Below are 15,138 nucleotides of genomic sequence, written 5' to 3' on the forward strand. Positions count from 1 at the left end.
GGGCATGACCAGAATTCTGACTTTCGCCGTTATCGTTCTGGCTCTCGGCTTCGGTTTCTCCTGGCTGGCCGACAGGCCGGGTGTGCTCTCCATCGTCTGGCAGGGCCAGCTGATCGAAATGAGCTTGATGGTCGCCGCCTCCATCATCGCGGCGCTGGTCGCCACCGTCATGTTGGTCTGGTGGATCGTCAATGCCATCTGGACCTCGCCCAATGCCGCCCGGCGTTATTTTCGTGCCCGCAAGCGCGACCGTGGTTATCAGGCGCTCTCCACCGGGCTCATCGCTGCCGGGGCCGGCAATGCGATCCTCGCCCGCAAGATGACGGCCCGCACTCAAGGGTTGCTCAGCGCCGATCAGGAGCCGCTGATCCATCTGCTCGATGCGCAGGCCGATCTCATCGAAGGCAAATATGACGAGGCACGGCGCAAATTCGAAGCCATGGCCCGCGATCCCGAGACACGCGAACTTGGCCTTCGCGGCCTTTATATCGAGGCCCGCCGTCAGGGCGCCTATGAAGCCGCCCAGCAATATGCCGAGGATGCAGCGGAGAAGGCTCCCTATCTGCCCTGGGCCGCGCAGGCGACGCTGGAAAACCGCTGCCGCAACGGACAGTGGGACGATGCCATCCGCCTGCTCGACCAGCAGAAGGCGGCCGGCGTCATCGAACGCGGCGAGGCGGAACGTCTGAAAGCAGTGCTTCTTACCGCCAAGGCCGGCGAAAAGCTGGAAAGCGATCCGGTTGGCGCGCGCGAGGATGCCAAGCACGCTCTCAAGCTTGCCAAGAGCCTCGTTCCGGCAGCGCTGATCGCGGCGAAATCCTATCTCCGGGAAGACAATCTGCGCAAGGCAGCCACGGTTCTGGAGCCCGTCTGGAAGAACGATCCGCACCCGCAGATCGCCGAACTTTATGTCCGCGCACGCAGCGGCGATACCGCCATAGACCGGCTGAAACGGGCTGAGCGGCTTGAGAGCCTGAAGCCCAACAACATCGAATCCCTGTTCGCCGTGGCGCAGGCAGCGCTCGACGCCAAGGAATTCGCCAAGGCGCGGGCCAAGGCCGAAGCCGCCGCCCGGATCGAACCGCGCGAGAGCATCTTCTTGCTGATGGCCGATATAGAGGAGGCCGAAACCGGCGATCAGGGCCGTGTGCGCTACTGGATGGCGCAGGCGCTGCGCGCGCCGCGCGACCCCGCCTGGGTGGCAGACGGCGTCGTTTCGGAAAAATGGCTGCCGGTCTCGCCGGTCACCGGCCGTCTCGATGCTTTCGAATGGAAAGCGCCTTTCGGCCAGCTCGAAGCGCCCGTCGAAGACCTGACAATCGAAAACGCGATTGCCGCAGCGCCCGCACGGGCCGAACCGGCCGCGAAAACGATCATTGTCGAAGCCGCGCCGGAGACACGCGCCGAACCGAAACCCGCCCCGGTCGCACCGATCGAGGTCAAGCCGGCCGTATCGGTCCCGCAGGAGAAAAAGCCGGTCACAATCGAAGCGCCAGTGGAAACCGATGTTACGGATGAAAAGGCGGAAGCCGTGCCGTTTTTCGGCGGCGCGCCGGATGATCCGGGCGTCAAGAAACCCGGCGTGGAAGCCGAACCCAAGACCCGGCTCAAACTCTTCTGACGAACAGGATATCGATGTTCCAGCAAATACAGTCGTTTATTCAGAACCTCGTCGGCCCGCATGGGGATGATTTTAGCCCGGACGATCTGAGGGTGGCGGTGGCCGCCCTCTGTTTCCAGGTCATGGAAGCGGATGGCACCGTCTCGAAAAGCGAGCGCGACCGCCTGCGCGAAATCCTGCAGGACTATTACCATCTCGATGCCGGCAAGCTGGACGCGCTTCTCGCCGCCGGCCAGGAGGCCGGCAAGGAAGCCGTCGATTATTACCGCTTCACCACCGATATACGCCGCCATCTCGATGAAGATCAGCGCGTGGAGCTTATTGGCATATTATGGGATATTGTTTACGCTGACGGCGAACGAAGCGAAATGGAAGACCATGTGATCTGGCGAGTCGCCGACCTGCTTGGTGTATCCGTGCGCGACAGGGTTCTGCAACGTCAGCAGGCCGCCACGAGGTCCGGGCCCGCTGAAGAAAGCGAAAACGAAGACGATGCTGTTTGACCCTTCCAGGCAACAGAGAAAACAACCATCGCTGCTCATCGTCCTGCATCAGGAACGTTCCACGCCCGGCCGCGTCGGCCAGATGCTGGTGGAAAAAGGGTATCGTCTGGATATAAGGCGCCCTGCACTCGGCGACGACCTGCCGCAAACGCTGGAGAAACACGCAGGCGCCATCATCTTCGGCGGCCCGATGAGCGCCAACGATTCTCATGACTACGTCAAAGCCGAAATAGACTGGCTGAAGGTGCCACTGAAGGAAAACAAGCCCTTTCTCGGCATCTGTCTCGGCGCGCAGATGCTGTCCAAACATCTCGGCGGCAAGGTGGAGGCCGACAGGGAAGGCAAGGTGGAGATCGGCTGGTATCCGCTTCATGCCACCGAACATGGGCGCCTTCTGATGCCGCATTGGCCGAAGATGGTCTATCATTTCCACAAGGAAGGGTTCGAGCTGCCCCGCGGAGCCGAACTTCTGGCCTCGGGCGAGACCTATCCCAATCAGGCCTATCGCTATGGAAAGAATGCCTGGGGCCTGCAGTTTCACGCCGAACTGACCCGCGCCATGATGCATAGCTGGGTGGTGCGCGGCGCGCAGCGCTTCGGCATGCCCAATGCGCAGGTGGGCAGCCAGCATCTGGAAGGCCGCATGCTGTTCGACACGCCGCTCAGGGCATGGCTCGGCAATTTCCTCGATCTGGTTTTTGAAGGCAAGGCGCAGCGCTAGCGCGGGATGGCGAAAAGTGTAAGCGGTTTTCGCCTGAAATCCCGCGTCTCAACTTTTTGATTTAGATCATGATGATTTTGGGTCGATTCGACCTAAAATCATCATGACCTAATGCCCATCGCCATCAGTTCGGCGCGTCCAGATTGTCGATTCTGCGCAGCTTTGAAAAGCTGAGCGCCCAGATAACCGCCACAGCAAGCGTGCCCGCCCCGCCGATGACAACGGCCGGCACGGCCCCGACGACATGCGCCATGGTGCCGGCGCGGAACTCACCCAACTCGTTCGATGCGCCGACGAACACCATGTTCACGGCATTCACGCGCCCGCGCACCTCATCCGGCGTCCACAGCGCGATCAGGGTCTCGCGCACATAAACCGACACCATGTCGGATGCGCCCATGACCACCAACGCGGCGATAGACAGCCACGCGGTTTGCGAAAGCCCGAAGACCACGGTGGAGATGCCGAAGAGGCCGACGCCGGTAAACATCAGCAGACCGGCATGGTGACGAATGGGCTTGAACGCCAGAATGACCGCAACGGTGATGGCCCCGATGCCGGGTGCTGCCCGCAGAAGCCCGAGACCCCATGGCCCGAGCGTCAGCACTTCCTTGGCAAAAATCGGCATCAGCGCCACCGCGCCGCCCAGCAGCACCGCGAAAAGATCGAGCGAGATCGCACCGAGAACGATTTTTTCCTGCGCGATGAATTTGAACCCGGCGAGCATGGTTTCGAGACTGATGGCTTTTGCCGGGCCGCGTTGTTCCGGCTTGCGGATCGTCACCGCAAGCGCTGCGGACACGATGAAAAGCACGAGCGCCACGCTATAGGCGACGGAAGCACCGAGGCCATAAAGCAGGCCGCCGGCAACGGGACCGAGAATGGACGCCATCTGCCACGAAGAGGAATTCCAGGCGATGGCGTTCGGCAAATCCTCCACCGGCACGAGATTGGGCGCCAGCGACTGAACCGCCGGTCCCATAAAGGCGCGCTCTATGCCGAAGACGACAAGAATGGCGAAGACCGGCCAGGGGGAAAAGCTGTGCGTCAGCGTAAGACCCAGAAGAGCGGCAGCGCACAGCGCCGCAATCAGCAGGCATATGGCCATGATGCGCCGACGATTGTGCCGGTCGGCGACCGTTCCGGTGACGAGGATCAGAAGCAGGGACGGCAGAAACTGGAAAAGACCGATCAGGCCGAGATAAAAGGCGTTGCCGGTCACCTCATACATCTGCCAGCCGACCGAGACGCTGACGATCTGGATGGCGAAAGCGGAAAAAAACCGGGCACTGAAAAAGCGGCGATAGGAACTATGCCGGAATGCACCGAAACGGTTTTCGGCGGAAGGGAGGGACATCGGCTGGGTGCTCGCGAGACAATATGAGAGCTTTGCAATAGAGCGATATCACGGGAATCGCCAGCCCTCACCAGCGGGATGACGAAAAGTGTGAGCGGTTTTCGTCTGAAATCCCTCTACAAAGCCATGAACCAGATTGCGATGATCGCCGGCCGATCAGACCAAAGATCATTACGATCCGGCGCGACACTTGCCGGTTCACGGTTCAATGTCTAAATGTCTTGCAACCAAGATACGGAGATATTGATGCTTGCCCTGTTTCAGACCATCGATCTGGCCTTGAACCTCTATACGTGGGTGCTGATCGCCAGCGCTATTTTTTCCTGGCTTTACGCCTTCAACGTCATCAATTCCCGCAACCAGTTCGTGAACGCCATCGGCAGCTTTCTGTTCAATGTCACGGAACCGGTTCTGCGCCCCATCCGCCGCATTCTGCCCAATCTCGGCGGCATCGACATTTCGCCGATCATCGTGCTCTTGATCATCTTCTTCATCCGCTCCTTCATGTGGAACACGCTTTACCCGATGGTCGCTTGAGCGGCTGCTGGCAGAAGCATAGCGACCATGTCCGCCTGACCGTCCGCCTCACACCGAATGGCGGGCGGGACGCCATCGACGGCGTGGAAAAGGATGCGGAGGGAAACGCGCATCTCAGAGCCCGCGTCAGCGCCGTGCCGGAAGGCGGCAAGGCCAACAAGGCCCTGATTGTTTTGCTGGCGAAAAAACTCGGCCTGCCGAAATCCTCCATCAGCTTCGTTTCAGGCGAAACGGCGCGCAAAAAAATCCTCCGGATCGACACCGACCCGGAGGATTTCGAAGAGCTATTCAAGAAGCTCGAAAACTAAAGCGCATCGCGTCTAATCTGATTCATGCGACGCGCTTTAGATCTTTGTTTTTAAGCATGTCTTAGTCCCAAAACCGCTGCACACTTTTGGGAGACATGCTTTAGATCAGCCCTGCGCCTTGTAGCGCTCGATGGCTTCGACGATCAGCTTCTTGGCGACGTCGACATCCTGCCAGCCGCCCATCTTCACCCACTTGCCGGGCTCCAGATCCTTGTAGTGCTCGAAGAAGTGCTCGATCTGCTTCAGCGTGATTTCCGGCAGGTCGGTGTAGTTGTGGACCTTGTCGTAACGGCGCGTCAGCTTCGGAACCGGCACGGCGAGGATCTTCTCGTCCTTGCCGCCGTCATCTTCCATGATCATCACACCGATGGGGCGGACATTGATGACGCAGCCCGGAACCAGCGGGCGGGTGTTGCAGATGAGAACGTCGATCGGATCGCCATCGTCGGACAGGGTGTGCGGCACGAAACCATAGTTACCCGGATAGGTCATCGGCGTGTAGAGGAAGCGATCGACGATCAGCGCACCGGCATCCTTGTCCATCTCGTACTTGATCGGGTGTCCACCGACCGGCACTTCAACGATGACATTCACGTCATCCGGCGGATTCTTGCCTACGGAAATTGCATCGATACGCATTCGCTTCCCTCATTCGACGGGTTGGATTTGGTTTTCGATACTGGGAAAGTCGCCGCATTGCAACATGGCTTTGGGCGGATAAGGCAGAATGCGGGATTTGAGGCTATCGCATTTGCGCATGGCCGGCCGGGAGAATGAACCCAAGGCCAAATCACCCGGCATTGTTTGTCAGTTCCAGACGAAACCGACCTTGCGAAGCGACTTGCCGTCGAAATCTTCCATGCCTTCGGCGATATCGCGGCCACCGTGAGAGCGGAAAAAGCGGTTGGCCACATCGCTGTCTTCAAGGCACCAGACAACGATGCCGTTGCAGCCAAGCGAGGTCAGCAGTCTGCGCGCTTCCGTAAACAGCAGCGAGCCAAGCCCGATGCCCTGATATTCCGGCCGGAGATACAGTTCGTATATCTCGCCGTCCTGCGGCAGCCCGCGTGCCCGGCTGAGGCCCAGTGTCGCATATCCGGCGACCACACCGGCCACCTCCACCACCAGCATGGTTGCGGAGCCTTTGGTTGCCTTTTTCCACCAGACTTCTCCACGACGCTCGAGCATCTGCGTCAACGGCCGATGCGGGATAAGCCCAGCATAGGCCTGTTGCCACGACAGACGGTGCGCCTCGGAGATGGCGCGCGCATCATGCGGTTCAGCACGGCGAACATCGATGGATAACGTTTTCATAACGCGATTCTGGCCCCGGCCACGCAAACTTACCAGTCATAAAGGTTAACGCCGGCAAGCTTACCCACAGCCTATTCATGTGGACGACCGATAAAAATTAACGCATCCTTAACCTTTGGCAAAGCGCCTTTCGACTCATGCACACATAAAAACGAACGCATAAAAAAACCCGGCTCGAGGCCGGGTTCTTTCAAATTCGTAACGACAAGCCGCAATCAGACAGCGAGCTTGGCCTTTTCAAAACGCTTGCGATCGTTGGCGTCCAGGAACATCTTGCGCAGACGGATGGACTTCGGCGTCACTTCCATCAGCTCATCGTCCTGAATCCAGGAGAGCGCGCGATCGAGCGTCATGCGGATCGGCGGCGTCAGCTTCACGGCTTCATCCTTGCCGGCAGCGCGGATGTTGGTCAGCTGCTTGCCCTTCAGCACGTTCACTTCGAGATCGTTATCGCGAGAGTGAATACCGATGATCATACCGGCATAGACCTTCTCACCCGGCTCGATGATCATCGGGCCGCGATCTTCCAGGTTGAACATGGCATAAGCGACAGCTTCACCCGAACCGTTCGACAGCAGAACGCCGTTCACGCGGCCGGCAATCTGGCCCTTGAAGGGCTGATAATCGTGGAAGAGACGGTTCATGATCGCCGTACCGCGGGTGTCGGTCAAAAGCTCCGACTGGTAACCGATCAGGCCACGGGTCGGCGCATAGAACTTCAGACGAACGCGATTGCCGCCGGAAGGACGAAGCTCGGCCATTTCAGCCTTGCGCTCGGACATCTTCTGGACGACGACGCCGGAATGTTCTTCATCAACGTCGATCACGACTTCTTCGATCGGCTCGAGCAGGGTGCCGTTCTCATCCTTGTGCATCACGACGCGCGGACGCGAAACGGCAAGCTCGAAGCCTTCGCGACGCATGGTTTCGATCAGAACCGCCAGCTGCAATTCGCCACGGCCGGAAACGAAGAACGAATCCTTGCCTTCGGCTTCTTCGATCTTCAGCGCAACGTTGCCTTCGGCTTCCTTGAACAGGCGGTCACGGATAACGCGGCTCGTGACCTTGTCGCCTTCAGTGCCAGCCAGCGGGCTGTCGTTGACGATGAACGACATGGTAACGGTCGGCGGGTCGATCGGCTGCGCGGTCATCGCCTCGGTGACGGAGGGGTCACAGAAGGTGTCGGCAACAGTTCCCTTGGAGAGGCCTGCAATGGCGACGATGTCGCCCGCATGGGCTTCTTCGATCGACGTGCGCTCAATGCCGCGGAATGCGAGGATCTTGGAAATACGGCCGTTTTCAATAACCTTGCCGTCCTGGCCGAGAACCTTCACGGCCTGGTTAGGCTTGATGGAGCCGGAAGCGATGCGACCGGTGATGATGCGGCCGAGGAAGTTGTTGGCTTCAAGGATGGTGCCGATCAGGCGGAACGGACCTTCTTCAACCTTGGGCTCCGGAACATGTTCGAGAACCAGATCGAGCAGCGGCGCAAGACCCTGATCCTTCGGGCCTTCCGGGTTGACGTTCATCCAGCCGTCACGACCGGAACCGTAGAGGATCGGGAAGTCGAGCTGCTCATCGGTGGCATCGAGGTTTGCGAAGAGGTCGAAGACTTCGTTGATGACTTCTTCGTGGCGGCCATCCGGACGGTCGATCTTGTTGATCGCGACGATCGGGCGAAGACCGACCTTCAGCGCCTTGCTGACCACGAACTTGGTCTGCGGCATCGGGCCTTCCGAGGAGTCGACCAGAACGATTGCGCCATCCACCATCGACAGGATACGCTCGACTTCACCGCCGAAGTCGGCGTGGCCGGGGGTGTCGACGATGTTGATGCGGACACCCTTCCACTCCACCGAAGTCGCCTTGGCGAGAATGGTGATGCCACGTTCCTTTTCGAGATCGTTGCTATCCATCACGCGCTCGGCGACACGCTGGTTGTCGCGGAACGAGCCGGACTGCTTCAGAAGCTCGTCCACGAGCGTCGTTTTTCCATGGTCAACGTGCGCGATGATCGCGATGTTGCGAAGTGCCATTGTTCAAAATCTCTGAGGTTGGGCGCTATATTGATGAGAAACGCCAATTTAGTTTGGCGCGCTCATAACCTTTTTTTTGCAAATGCGAAAGGGGGGCCTTGTCATAAGCCCCCTGCACTCAGGTTCTAGCTCAGAAATATGACAGTCTTTTATACCGAACTCTTACACGAGGCCACGCTTCAAAAGCATGGCATCCGGGCTTGGCATCTTGCCACGAAAAGCAAGATAGGCCTCCTCCGGATCGATGGAACCGCCGACGGAATAGATATTGTCTTTCAACTTGCGCGCCATCTCGCCATCGAAGGGGTTGCCAGTTTCCTCGAAGGCCGAAAAGGCATCGGCATCCAGCACTTCCGACCACATGTAGGAATAATAGCCGGCTGAATATCCGTCACCGGAGAAAACGTGCTGGAAATGCGGGGTCGCATGCCGCATGACGATAGACTTCGGCATGTTCAGGGTGGAGAGCACCTCACCCTGCACGACCATTGGATCGCTCACGTTTTCCCGCGTGTGGAACGCCATGTCGACAATCGCCGACGAGGTGAATTCCACCGTGCTGAACCCGGCATTGAAGGTCTGCGCGGCCAGAACCTTGTCCAGCAGCGCCTTCGGCATCGGCGCGCCTGTGTCATAATGCAGGGCGTATTTTTCCAGAATTTCCGGCACGGTCAGCCAATGTTCGTAAAGCTGCGACGGCAATTCGACGAAATCGCGCGAGACGCCCGTTCCGGAAACGGAAGGGTAAGTGACATTCGACAACATGCCATGCAGCGCGTGGCCGAATTCGTGAAACAGCGTGCGCGCATCGTCGAGCGAAAGCAGCGCCGGTTTGCCTTCAGCCGGTTTGGCGAAATTGCAGACATTGTAGATGATCGGGATTTCTCCGACCGTGCCGTTCTTCAAGGGCAGCTTGTGCTGCGACTGGAAAGAGCTCATCCACGCGCCGGAGCGCTTGGAGGGACGGGCGAAATAATCGCCGAGGAACATGGCTTTCAAATCGCCCTTTTCATCGCGGATTTCGAAAACCCGCACATCCGGGTGATAGGCGGCAATGCCTTTGACTTCGACCGCCCGAATCCCAAACAACCGCCCGGCCACATCGAAGCAGGCCTCGATGATCTTTTCGAGCTGCAGATAGGGCTTCAACTCCGCCTCGGAGAAGCTGAATTTCCGTGCCCGCAACTTTTCGGCATAATGCCGCCAGTCCCAGGGCAGCACTTCGTGATTCCTGCCCTCCTCGGCGATGATGGCGGCCAGTTCGGCCTCTTCCTCGCCCGCACGGCGCACGGCCTTTTCCCAGACCTGCCCCAGAAGGCCGTTCACGGCATCCGGCGTCTTCGCCATCGTGTCATCAAGCTTGTAGGCGGCGAAATTCGCGTAGCCGAGAAGCTTTGCCTTCTCCTCACGCAGTTCGAGCGTGCGGTGGACGATCTCGCGATTGTCGGTCTCGCCGCCATTTTCGCCGCGCGCCACCCAGGCCCTGAAGGCCTGCTCGCGCAGATCGCGGCGTTCGGAAAAGGTGAGGAAAGGCTCGATGATGGAACGGGAAAGGGTGACGGCAAATTTGCCGTCCTCGCCATGCTCACGGGCCGCACCCGCCATCGCGTCGCGAAGAAAACCGGGAACACCGGCAAGTTCCTCTTCCGTGGAAAGCAGAAGCTTCCAGTTCTTTTCATCCGCCAGCACATTCTGCCCGAATCTCGCGCCGAGACCGGCAAGTTCCTCATTGATCGCCGCCAGCCGTTCCTGCCGGTCCTTCGGCAGCTTGGCGCCGGAGCGCACGAAACCCTTCCAGTGCCGCTCGAGAACGCGGCTCTCCTCACCCGTCAGCCCAAGCGTTCCGCGCTTTTCCCACAATGTATCGATGCGCTTGAACAACGCTTCGTTCATGCCGATCTTCGAATAGTGCCGCGACAGTTTCGGTGCGATCTCCCGCTCCAGCGCCTGGATCACACCATTGGTATTGGCGCCCGCCCTGTTCCAGAACAGCGCCGAAATGCGCGAAAGATCGTCTCCGGCGATTTCGAGCGCGGTCACGGTGTTTTCGAAGCTCGGGGTCTCAGCATTGCCGGCAATCGCATCGATTTCCTGTTCGTGGGACAGAAGGGCGGCATCGAAGGCCGGAGCGAAATCCTCATCCCTGACCGCATCGAATTTCGGCAGACCATTGTGGCCGTTCCAGTCAACGAGTGCGGGATAAAGCGCGGTCTTGGATGGCATTTCATCTTCCTTGTACAATTCCGGTTTAAGCCCATATGGGCACGCCTCCACCGGCAATTCAATGCCGGACTTTGGTGTAAGGAAGATTGGCTACGACCTGATTTTTGCTTTTGCCCCGACTGCCGGCACAGACGCCGGATACCGATGGCAGGTGACCTATGTAAGGGACTTGACCGACGATACGGACCGGCATGGCAGATGAAATAAAACGCGGGATGTCCGATCTTCTTTGCTTTGGCGTAACAATCATCGATTATGTTGCCGACCGTAACGCAATCGAACTGACACATACTTTACTCGATTTTCAACAATATGATTTATGCGCCATTGATTATCGCCGGGATTTTAGTAAGGCTGACTTACGAAAAGGCGAAGCATGGGCACTAAACGCGAAAAAGACTCGTTGGCATTTTTACTGAACAGCGGCGCACGCCTGCTAACAGCGCGTTTGAGCGCCGAATTTCTGAAGCCGGACTGGGCCTGACGCCCGGGGAAGCGCGCGCATTGCTGACGGTTGCCGTCGTTGATGGCAGCAAACAGTCGGATATCGCCGCCCGGCTCGGCATCGAGCCCATGACGATCTGCGCCTATCTCGACAAGCTGCAATCTCTCGATCTCATCGAACGCCAGCAGGACCCGCAGGACAGGCGCTCCAAGCGCATCGTGCTGACAAAAAACTCCACCGACATGCTGGAAGCCGTGCGCCAGGAAATCGATGAACTCGTGCGGCATGCCACGCAGGGCCTGAATGAAGAGGAGGTCGCGCTTTTCCGCAGCTTCCTGCAGACGCTTCGCAACAATCTCCAGCCGGAACAGCCGGGCCAGAGCTGCTGATCGCAATGTCGCCAGAAACGATCATGTCCAGAAAGCGCACGGCCATACTCGGTGCGTTGCTGACGGCGCTGGCGCCGATTTCCATGGCGATCTACACACCGGCCATGCCGGAACTGACGCGGGTTTTCTCCACCACGGAATCTGCCGTCAAACTCAGCCTCTCGCTTTATTTCGCCGGTTTCGCCATCGCCCAACTGCTCGCGGGCCCGGCATCCGACGCCTTCGGTCGGCGAAAGGCGAGTCTCGTTTTCCTCTCCATCTTTCTGGGCGGCGGACTGCTGGCGATCTTCGCCCCAACAATTGAAGTGCTGCTCTTCGCCCGGCTTGTTCAGGGCATTGGCGCCTCCGTCGGCATGACGGTGGCGCGCGCCATCGTACGCGATCAATTCACGGGCGCCGAAGCCTCCAGCATCATGAACCTCATTGGCATCATGCTGGCCGTCGGCCCAGCCATGGGCCCGACCATCGGCGGGCTTTCGCTTGCGGCTTTCGGGTGGCAATCGGTATTTTTCCTCATGGCCGGCCTCGGGGCCATCGCCATCTTCTCCGTCGTGGTCTTCCTGCGCGAGACGACGATCCCGGACAAAAACCTGATCCGCCCGCGCCGCCTCCTGTCGGCCTATGGGACATTGCTCACCGAGCCGCGTTTTCTTCTGGCCGCACTGGTGCTCGGCGGTTCCATCGGCGCGCTTTATGCGCAGGCGACCATGCTGACCTTCATCCTCATCAACAAGGTCGGCATGACACCCACCGCCTTCGGCATCGGCATGCTGATGCAGACCGGCGCTTATTTCTTCGGCTCCATCGCCCTGCGTTATATCGCACCGCGGCTGGGTGACCGCCGTTCGGTTGTCCTCGGCCTCTGTTTTTCGGGAACGGGCGGTCTCCTCATCCTGCTGTCGGTGTTCCTGATACCGCCATCCTTTCTTTCGATTATGGGACCCGTGGCGGTGGCAACAGTCGGCATCGCCTTATTGACGCCATCCATGGTGACGGCGGCCCTCGCACCATTCCCGCATATTGCCGGCTCGGCATCGGCGATGATGGGGTTCATTCAGATGGGGTCGGGTTTTGCAGGCGGTTCCGCAGCCTCGCTTATCGGTTCGCCTTTGACCGGCTTCGGCATCATCATCCCCGTGATGGAACTCACCGCAATCGCCAGCTACATCGGCTTCCGCATCGTCTCCAGACGAGAGACATGAAAAAACCCGCCGGCGTCGCCGCCAGCGGGTTTCATTATTTTCATTCCGGCAGAATTACTTGCTGATATTGCGCTTTGCGAGCGTGCGAAGACGCAGCGCGTTGAGCTTGATGAAGCCTGCCGCATCCTTCTGGTCATAAGCGCCGTGGTCGTCCTCGAAGGTAACCAGCGCGTCGGAATAGAGCGACTTGGCGCTCTCGCGGCCGGTTACCATGACATTGCCCTTGTAGAGCTTCAGCGTCACTTCGCCTTCCACATGTTCCTGGCTCTTGTCGATCAGCGCCTGCAGCATTTCGCGCTCTGGCGAGAACCAGAAGCCGTAATAGATGAGCTCGGCGTAACGCGGCATCAGCTCGTCCTTGAGGTGGGCTGCACCCCGGTCAAGCGTGATGGATTCGATGGCGCGGTGCGCGGCAAGCAGGATGGTGCCGCCGGGCGTCTCGTAAACGCCGCGCGACTTCATGCCGACGAAGCGGTTCTCGACCAGATCGAGACGGCCGATGCCGTTTTCGCGGCCATAGTTGTTCAACGTCGCAAGAAGCGTCGCCGGCGACATTTCGACGCCGTTGATGGAGCAGGCATCGCCCTTGCGGAAACCGACCTTGATGACGGTTGCCTTGTCTGGAGCGGCTTCCGGGGAAATGGTGCGCATATGCACATATTCCGGTGCTTCCAGTGCCGGGTCTTCCAGAACCTTGCCCTCGGAGGAGGAATGCAGCAGGTTGGCGTCGACCGAGAAAGGCGCCTCGCCCTTCTTGTCCTTGGCAACCGGAATCTGGTGCTGTTCGGCGAAGTTCAAGAGGTCGGTACGGCTCTTGAACGTCCAGTCGCGCCAGGGAGCGATGATCTTGATATCCGGGTTCAGCGCATAGGCCGAAAGCTCGAAACGGACCTGGTCGTTGCCCTTGCCGGTGGCGCCATGGGCAATGGCGTCGGCGCCGGTCTTCTTGGCGATTTCGATCAGGTGCTTGGAAATAAGCGGACGGGCAATGGAAGTGCCGAGCAGATAGACGCCTTCATAAACGGCGTTGGCGCGGAACATCGGGAATACGAAATCACGCACGAACTCTTCGCGGACGTCCTCGATGAAGATTTCCTTGATGCCCAGCATCTCGGCCTTCTTGCGCGCCGGCTCAAGTTCTTCGCCCTGGCCGAGATCGGCGGTGAAGGTCACGACCTCCGCGCCGAGTTCCGTCTGAAGCCATTTCAGGATGATCGAGGTGTCGAGGCCGCCGGAATAGGCGAGAACGACTTTCTTAACGTCTTTCGGAAGTGCCATAGTGATGTCCATCTGCATGATGACGGCATTGGGACACCGCCATTTCCTTGGGATTTCGGCACTTTTACAGTGCAACCCGAAATGTGTGAAGCGCTTTTCCGTGAGATAAGCGACAAAACAATTGATGGGCGGGTACGACAGCGGGCGATGACCGGGCGCATCGATGGGAACGAAGCAATTGTCACATGCATTATGAAAATTCGCGCTTTATCATAAGCGGCGCGATCGACTTGAAGACCGTGAATGAAGCCACTCAGGTTCAGGCAACGTTGCAAACCGCTGGAAACAGCCGAAACGACGCGAAGGAGAAACCTATGACGACCATCCACCCCGCATTCAAGGAAGATAATGTCGCTGTCATCACCGGTGCGGCATCCGGCATCGGACTTGCCGCCGCCCGCAAATTCGCCGGTTTCGGCATGAGTGTCGTGCTCGTCGATCTCGACGGCGACAGGCTTGCCGCAGCCCATGCGGATATTCTGGCCGTCGCCAAGGACGGCGAAGCGCAGATCGTCGCCATCCCGACCGACATATCCAAACTCGATGAACTGGAGGCGCTGGAGCGCGCCGTGATCCAGCGTTTCGGACGCGTTCACGTCCTGATGAACAATGCCGGCATCCAGCCCGGCAGCGCCATTTTCGGCCCGCAGGCCAATTGGGAAAAAATCATCAACGTCAATCTGATGGGCGTCGTGAACGGCAGCCGTGTTTTCGGCCAGGGCATGATCGCCCATGGCGAGCCGGCGCTCATCATCAATACCGGCTCGAAACAGGGTATCACCACACCTCCCGGCGATCCCGCCTACAACGTCTCGAAGTCCGGCGTCAAAACCTTCACGGAAGCGCTTCAGCACGAATTGCGCAATATTCCGAACGGCTCGGTTTCCGCCCATCTGCTGATCCCCGGTTACGTTTTCACCGGCCTCACCGCCCATGGCAGAACGGAAAAGCCGGAAGGCGCATGGACCGGCGAACAGACCGTCGACTTCATGGTCGAAAGCATCGGCCGGGGCGATTTCTACATTCTCTGCCCGGATGGCGAGGTGGATCGCCCGACGGATGAAAAGCGCATTCTCTGGGCGGCCTATGACATCGTCCAGAACCGCCCTCCGCTGTCGCGCTGGCACACGGAATATTCCGCCGCCTTCACCAGCTTCCTGAAAAACTGAATGTTCGGGGCCGCCGCGATGTGAGCATTGCGGCG

14 protein-coding genes and 1 pseudogene are annotated in these 15,138 nt (G+C 59.0%); 9 read left to right on the forward strand and 6 right to left on the reverse strand.

Translation table 11 applies throughout. The features are described from left to right. Window positions 1-4: 4 nt before the first annotated feature. Genes L904_RS20795 through L904_RS20805 form a run of 3 tightly spaced genes read left to right on the forward strand, consistent with a single transcriptional unit; the run spans window position 5 to window position 2,845 of the window. Entirely contained in the window at window positions 5-1,621 is a 1,617-nt protein-coding gene (locus L904_RS20795) for a heme biosynthesis protein HemY (RefSeq protein ID WP_020813556.1), read from the forward strand. 14 nt (window positions 1,622-1,635) lie between these two features. Next, window positions 1,636-2,124 (forward strand): TerB family tellurite resistance protein, encoded by a 489-nt coding sequence (locus L904_RS20800; RefSeq protein ID WP_020813557.1) that lies wholly within the window; start codon window positions 1,636-1,638, stop codon window positions 2,122-2,124. Then, a complete protein-coding gene (locus tag L904_RS20805; protein ID WP_003523491.1) occupies window positions 2,114-2,845 on the forward strand; it encodes a glutamine amidotransferase in 732 nt (243 codons plus the stop codon). Before L904_RS20800 ends, L904_RS20805 begins: the two co-directional genes overlap by 11 nt. A gap of 124 nt (window positions 2,846-2,969) precedes the next feature. Here the strand turns inward: L904_RS20805 and L904_RS20810 are convergent, their stop codons facing one another. Then, window positions 2,970-4,202, reverse strand: a complete 1,233-nt coding sequence (locus tag L904_RS20810) for an MFS transporter (RefSeq protein ID WP_020813559.1) — start codon at window positions 4,200-4,202, stop codon at window positions 2,970-2,972. A gap of 246 nt (window positions 4,203-4,448) precedes the next feature. Here L904_RS20810 and L904_RS28225 point away from each other — a divergent pair, with 246 nt between their 5' ends. Beyond that, window positions 4,449-4,739, forward strand: a complete 291-nt coding sequence (locus L904_RS28225) for a YggT family protein (protein WP_003523487.1) — start codon at window positions 4,449-4,451, stop codon at window positions 4,737-4,739. After that, the gene (locus L904_RS28230; RefSeq protein ID WP_031234583.1) at window positions 4,736-5,047 is read left to right on the forward strand and encodes a DUF167 domain-containing protein; all 312 of its coding nucleotides are present in this window, start codon (window positions 4,736-4,738) and stop codon (window positions 5,045-5,047) included. Before L904_RS28225 ends, L904_RS28230 begins: the two co-directional genes overlap by 4 nt. Window positions 5,048-5,152: 105 nt before the next feature. Here the strand turns inward: L904_RS28230 and ppa are convergent, their stop codons facing one another. From ppa to L904_RS20840, 4 genes are all read right to left on the reverse strand, one after another. Further along, on the reverse strand, window positions 5,153-5,686 hold the full coding sequence (gene ppa, locus L904_RS20825; protein WP_003523485.1) for an inorganic diphosphatase: 534 nt from the start codon (window positions 5,684-5,686) through the stop codon (window positions 5,153-5,155). A gap of 168 nt (window positions 5,687-5,854) precedes the next feature. Beyond that, window positions 5,855-6,361 (reverse strand): GNAT family N-acetyltransferase, encoded by a 507-nt coding sequence (locus L904_RS20830; protein WP_003523484.1) that lies wholly within the window; start codon window positions 6,359-6,361, stop codon window positions 5,855-5,857. A 215-nt stretch (window positions 6,362-6,576) separates the two neighbouring features. Further along, a complete protein-coding gene (typA, locus tag L904_RS20835) occupies window positions 6,577-8,397 on the reverse strand; it encodes a translational GTPase TypA (RefSeq protein ID WP_003523483.1) in 1,821 nt (606 codons plus the stop codon). A gap of 162 nt (window positions 8,398-8,559) precedes the next feature. After that, on the reverse strand, window positions 8,560-10,620 hold the full coding sequence (locus L904_RS20840) for a M3 family metallopeptidase (RefSeq protein WP_020813562.1): 2,061 nt from the start codon (window positions 10,618-10,620) through the stop codon (window positions 8,560-8,562). A gap of 191 nt (window positions 10,621-10,811) precedes the next feature. On the opposite strand from L904_RS20840, the gene L904_RS27915 reads away from it, so the two are divergent. From L904_RS27915 to L904_RS20850, 3 genes and pseudogenes are all read left to right on the forward strand, one after another. After that, complete coding sequence (locus tag L904_RS27915) at window positions 10,812-11,039, forward strand: hypothetical protein (protein ID WP_155246314.1); 228 nt, start codon at window positions 10,812-10,814, stop codon at window positions 11,037-11,039. Then, window positions 10,997-11,454, forward strand: a pseudogene (locus tag L904_RS20845) (MarR family winged helix-turn-helix transcriptional regulator). The gene L904_RS27915 and the pseudogene L904_RS20845 overlap by 43 nt, the downstream one beginning before the upstream one ends. A gap of 5 nt (window positions 11,455-11,459) precedes the next feature. Next, a complete protein-coding gene (locus L904_RS20850) occupies window positions 11,460-12,656 on the forward strand; it encodes a multidrug effflux MFS transporter (RefSeq protein WP_020813565.1) in 1,197 nt (398 codons plus the stop codon). A gap of 54 nt (window positions 12,657-12,710) precedes the next feature. Here L904_RS20850 and L904_RS20855 read toward each other — a convergent pair whose 3' ends face one another. After that, window positions 12,711-13,934, reverse strand: coding sequence for an argininosuccinate synthase (locus tag L904_RS20855; protein ID WP_031234584.1), 1,224 nt, complete (start codon window positions 13,932-13,934; stop codon window positions 12,711-12,713). A 314-nt stretch (window positions 13,935-14,248) separates the two neighbouring features. Here L904_RS20855 and L904_RS20860 point away from each other — a divergent pair, with 314 nt between their 5' ends. Further along, window positions 14,249-15,103 (forward strand): SDR family NAD(P)-dependent oxidoreductase, encoded by an 855-nt coding sequence (locus L904_RS20860; RefSeq protein WP_031234585.1) that lies wholly within the window; start codon window positions 14,249-14,251, stop codon window positions 15,101-15,103. Window positions 15,104-15,138: the final 35 nt, after the last annotated feature.

The sequence above is a fragment of the Agrobacterium sp. LY4 genome (genome assembly GCF_001526585.1).
GTDB classification, from domain to species: domain Bacteria; phylum Pseudomonadota; class Alphaproteobacteria; order Rhizobiales; family Rhizobiaceae; genus Agrobacterium; species Agrobacterium leguminum.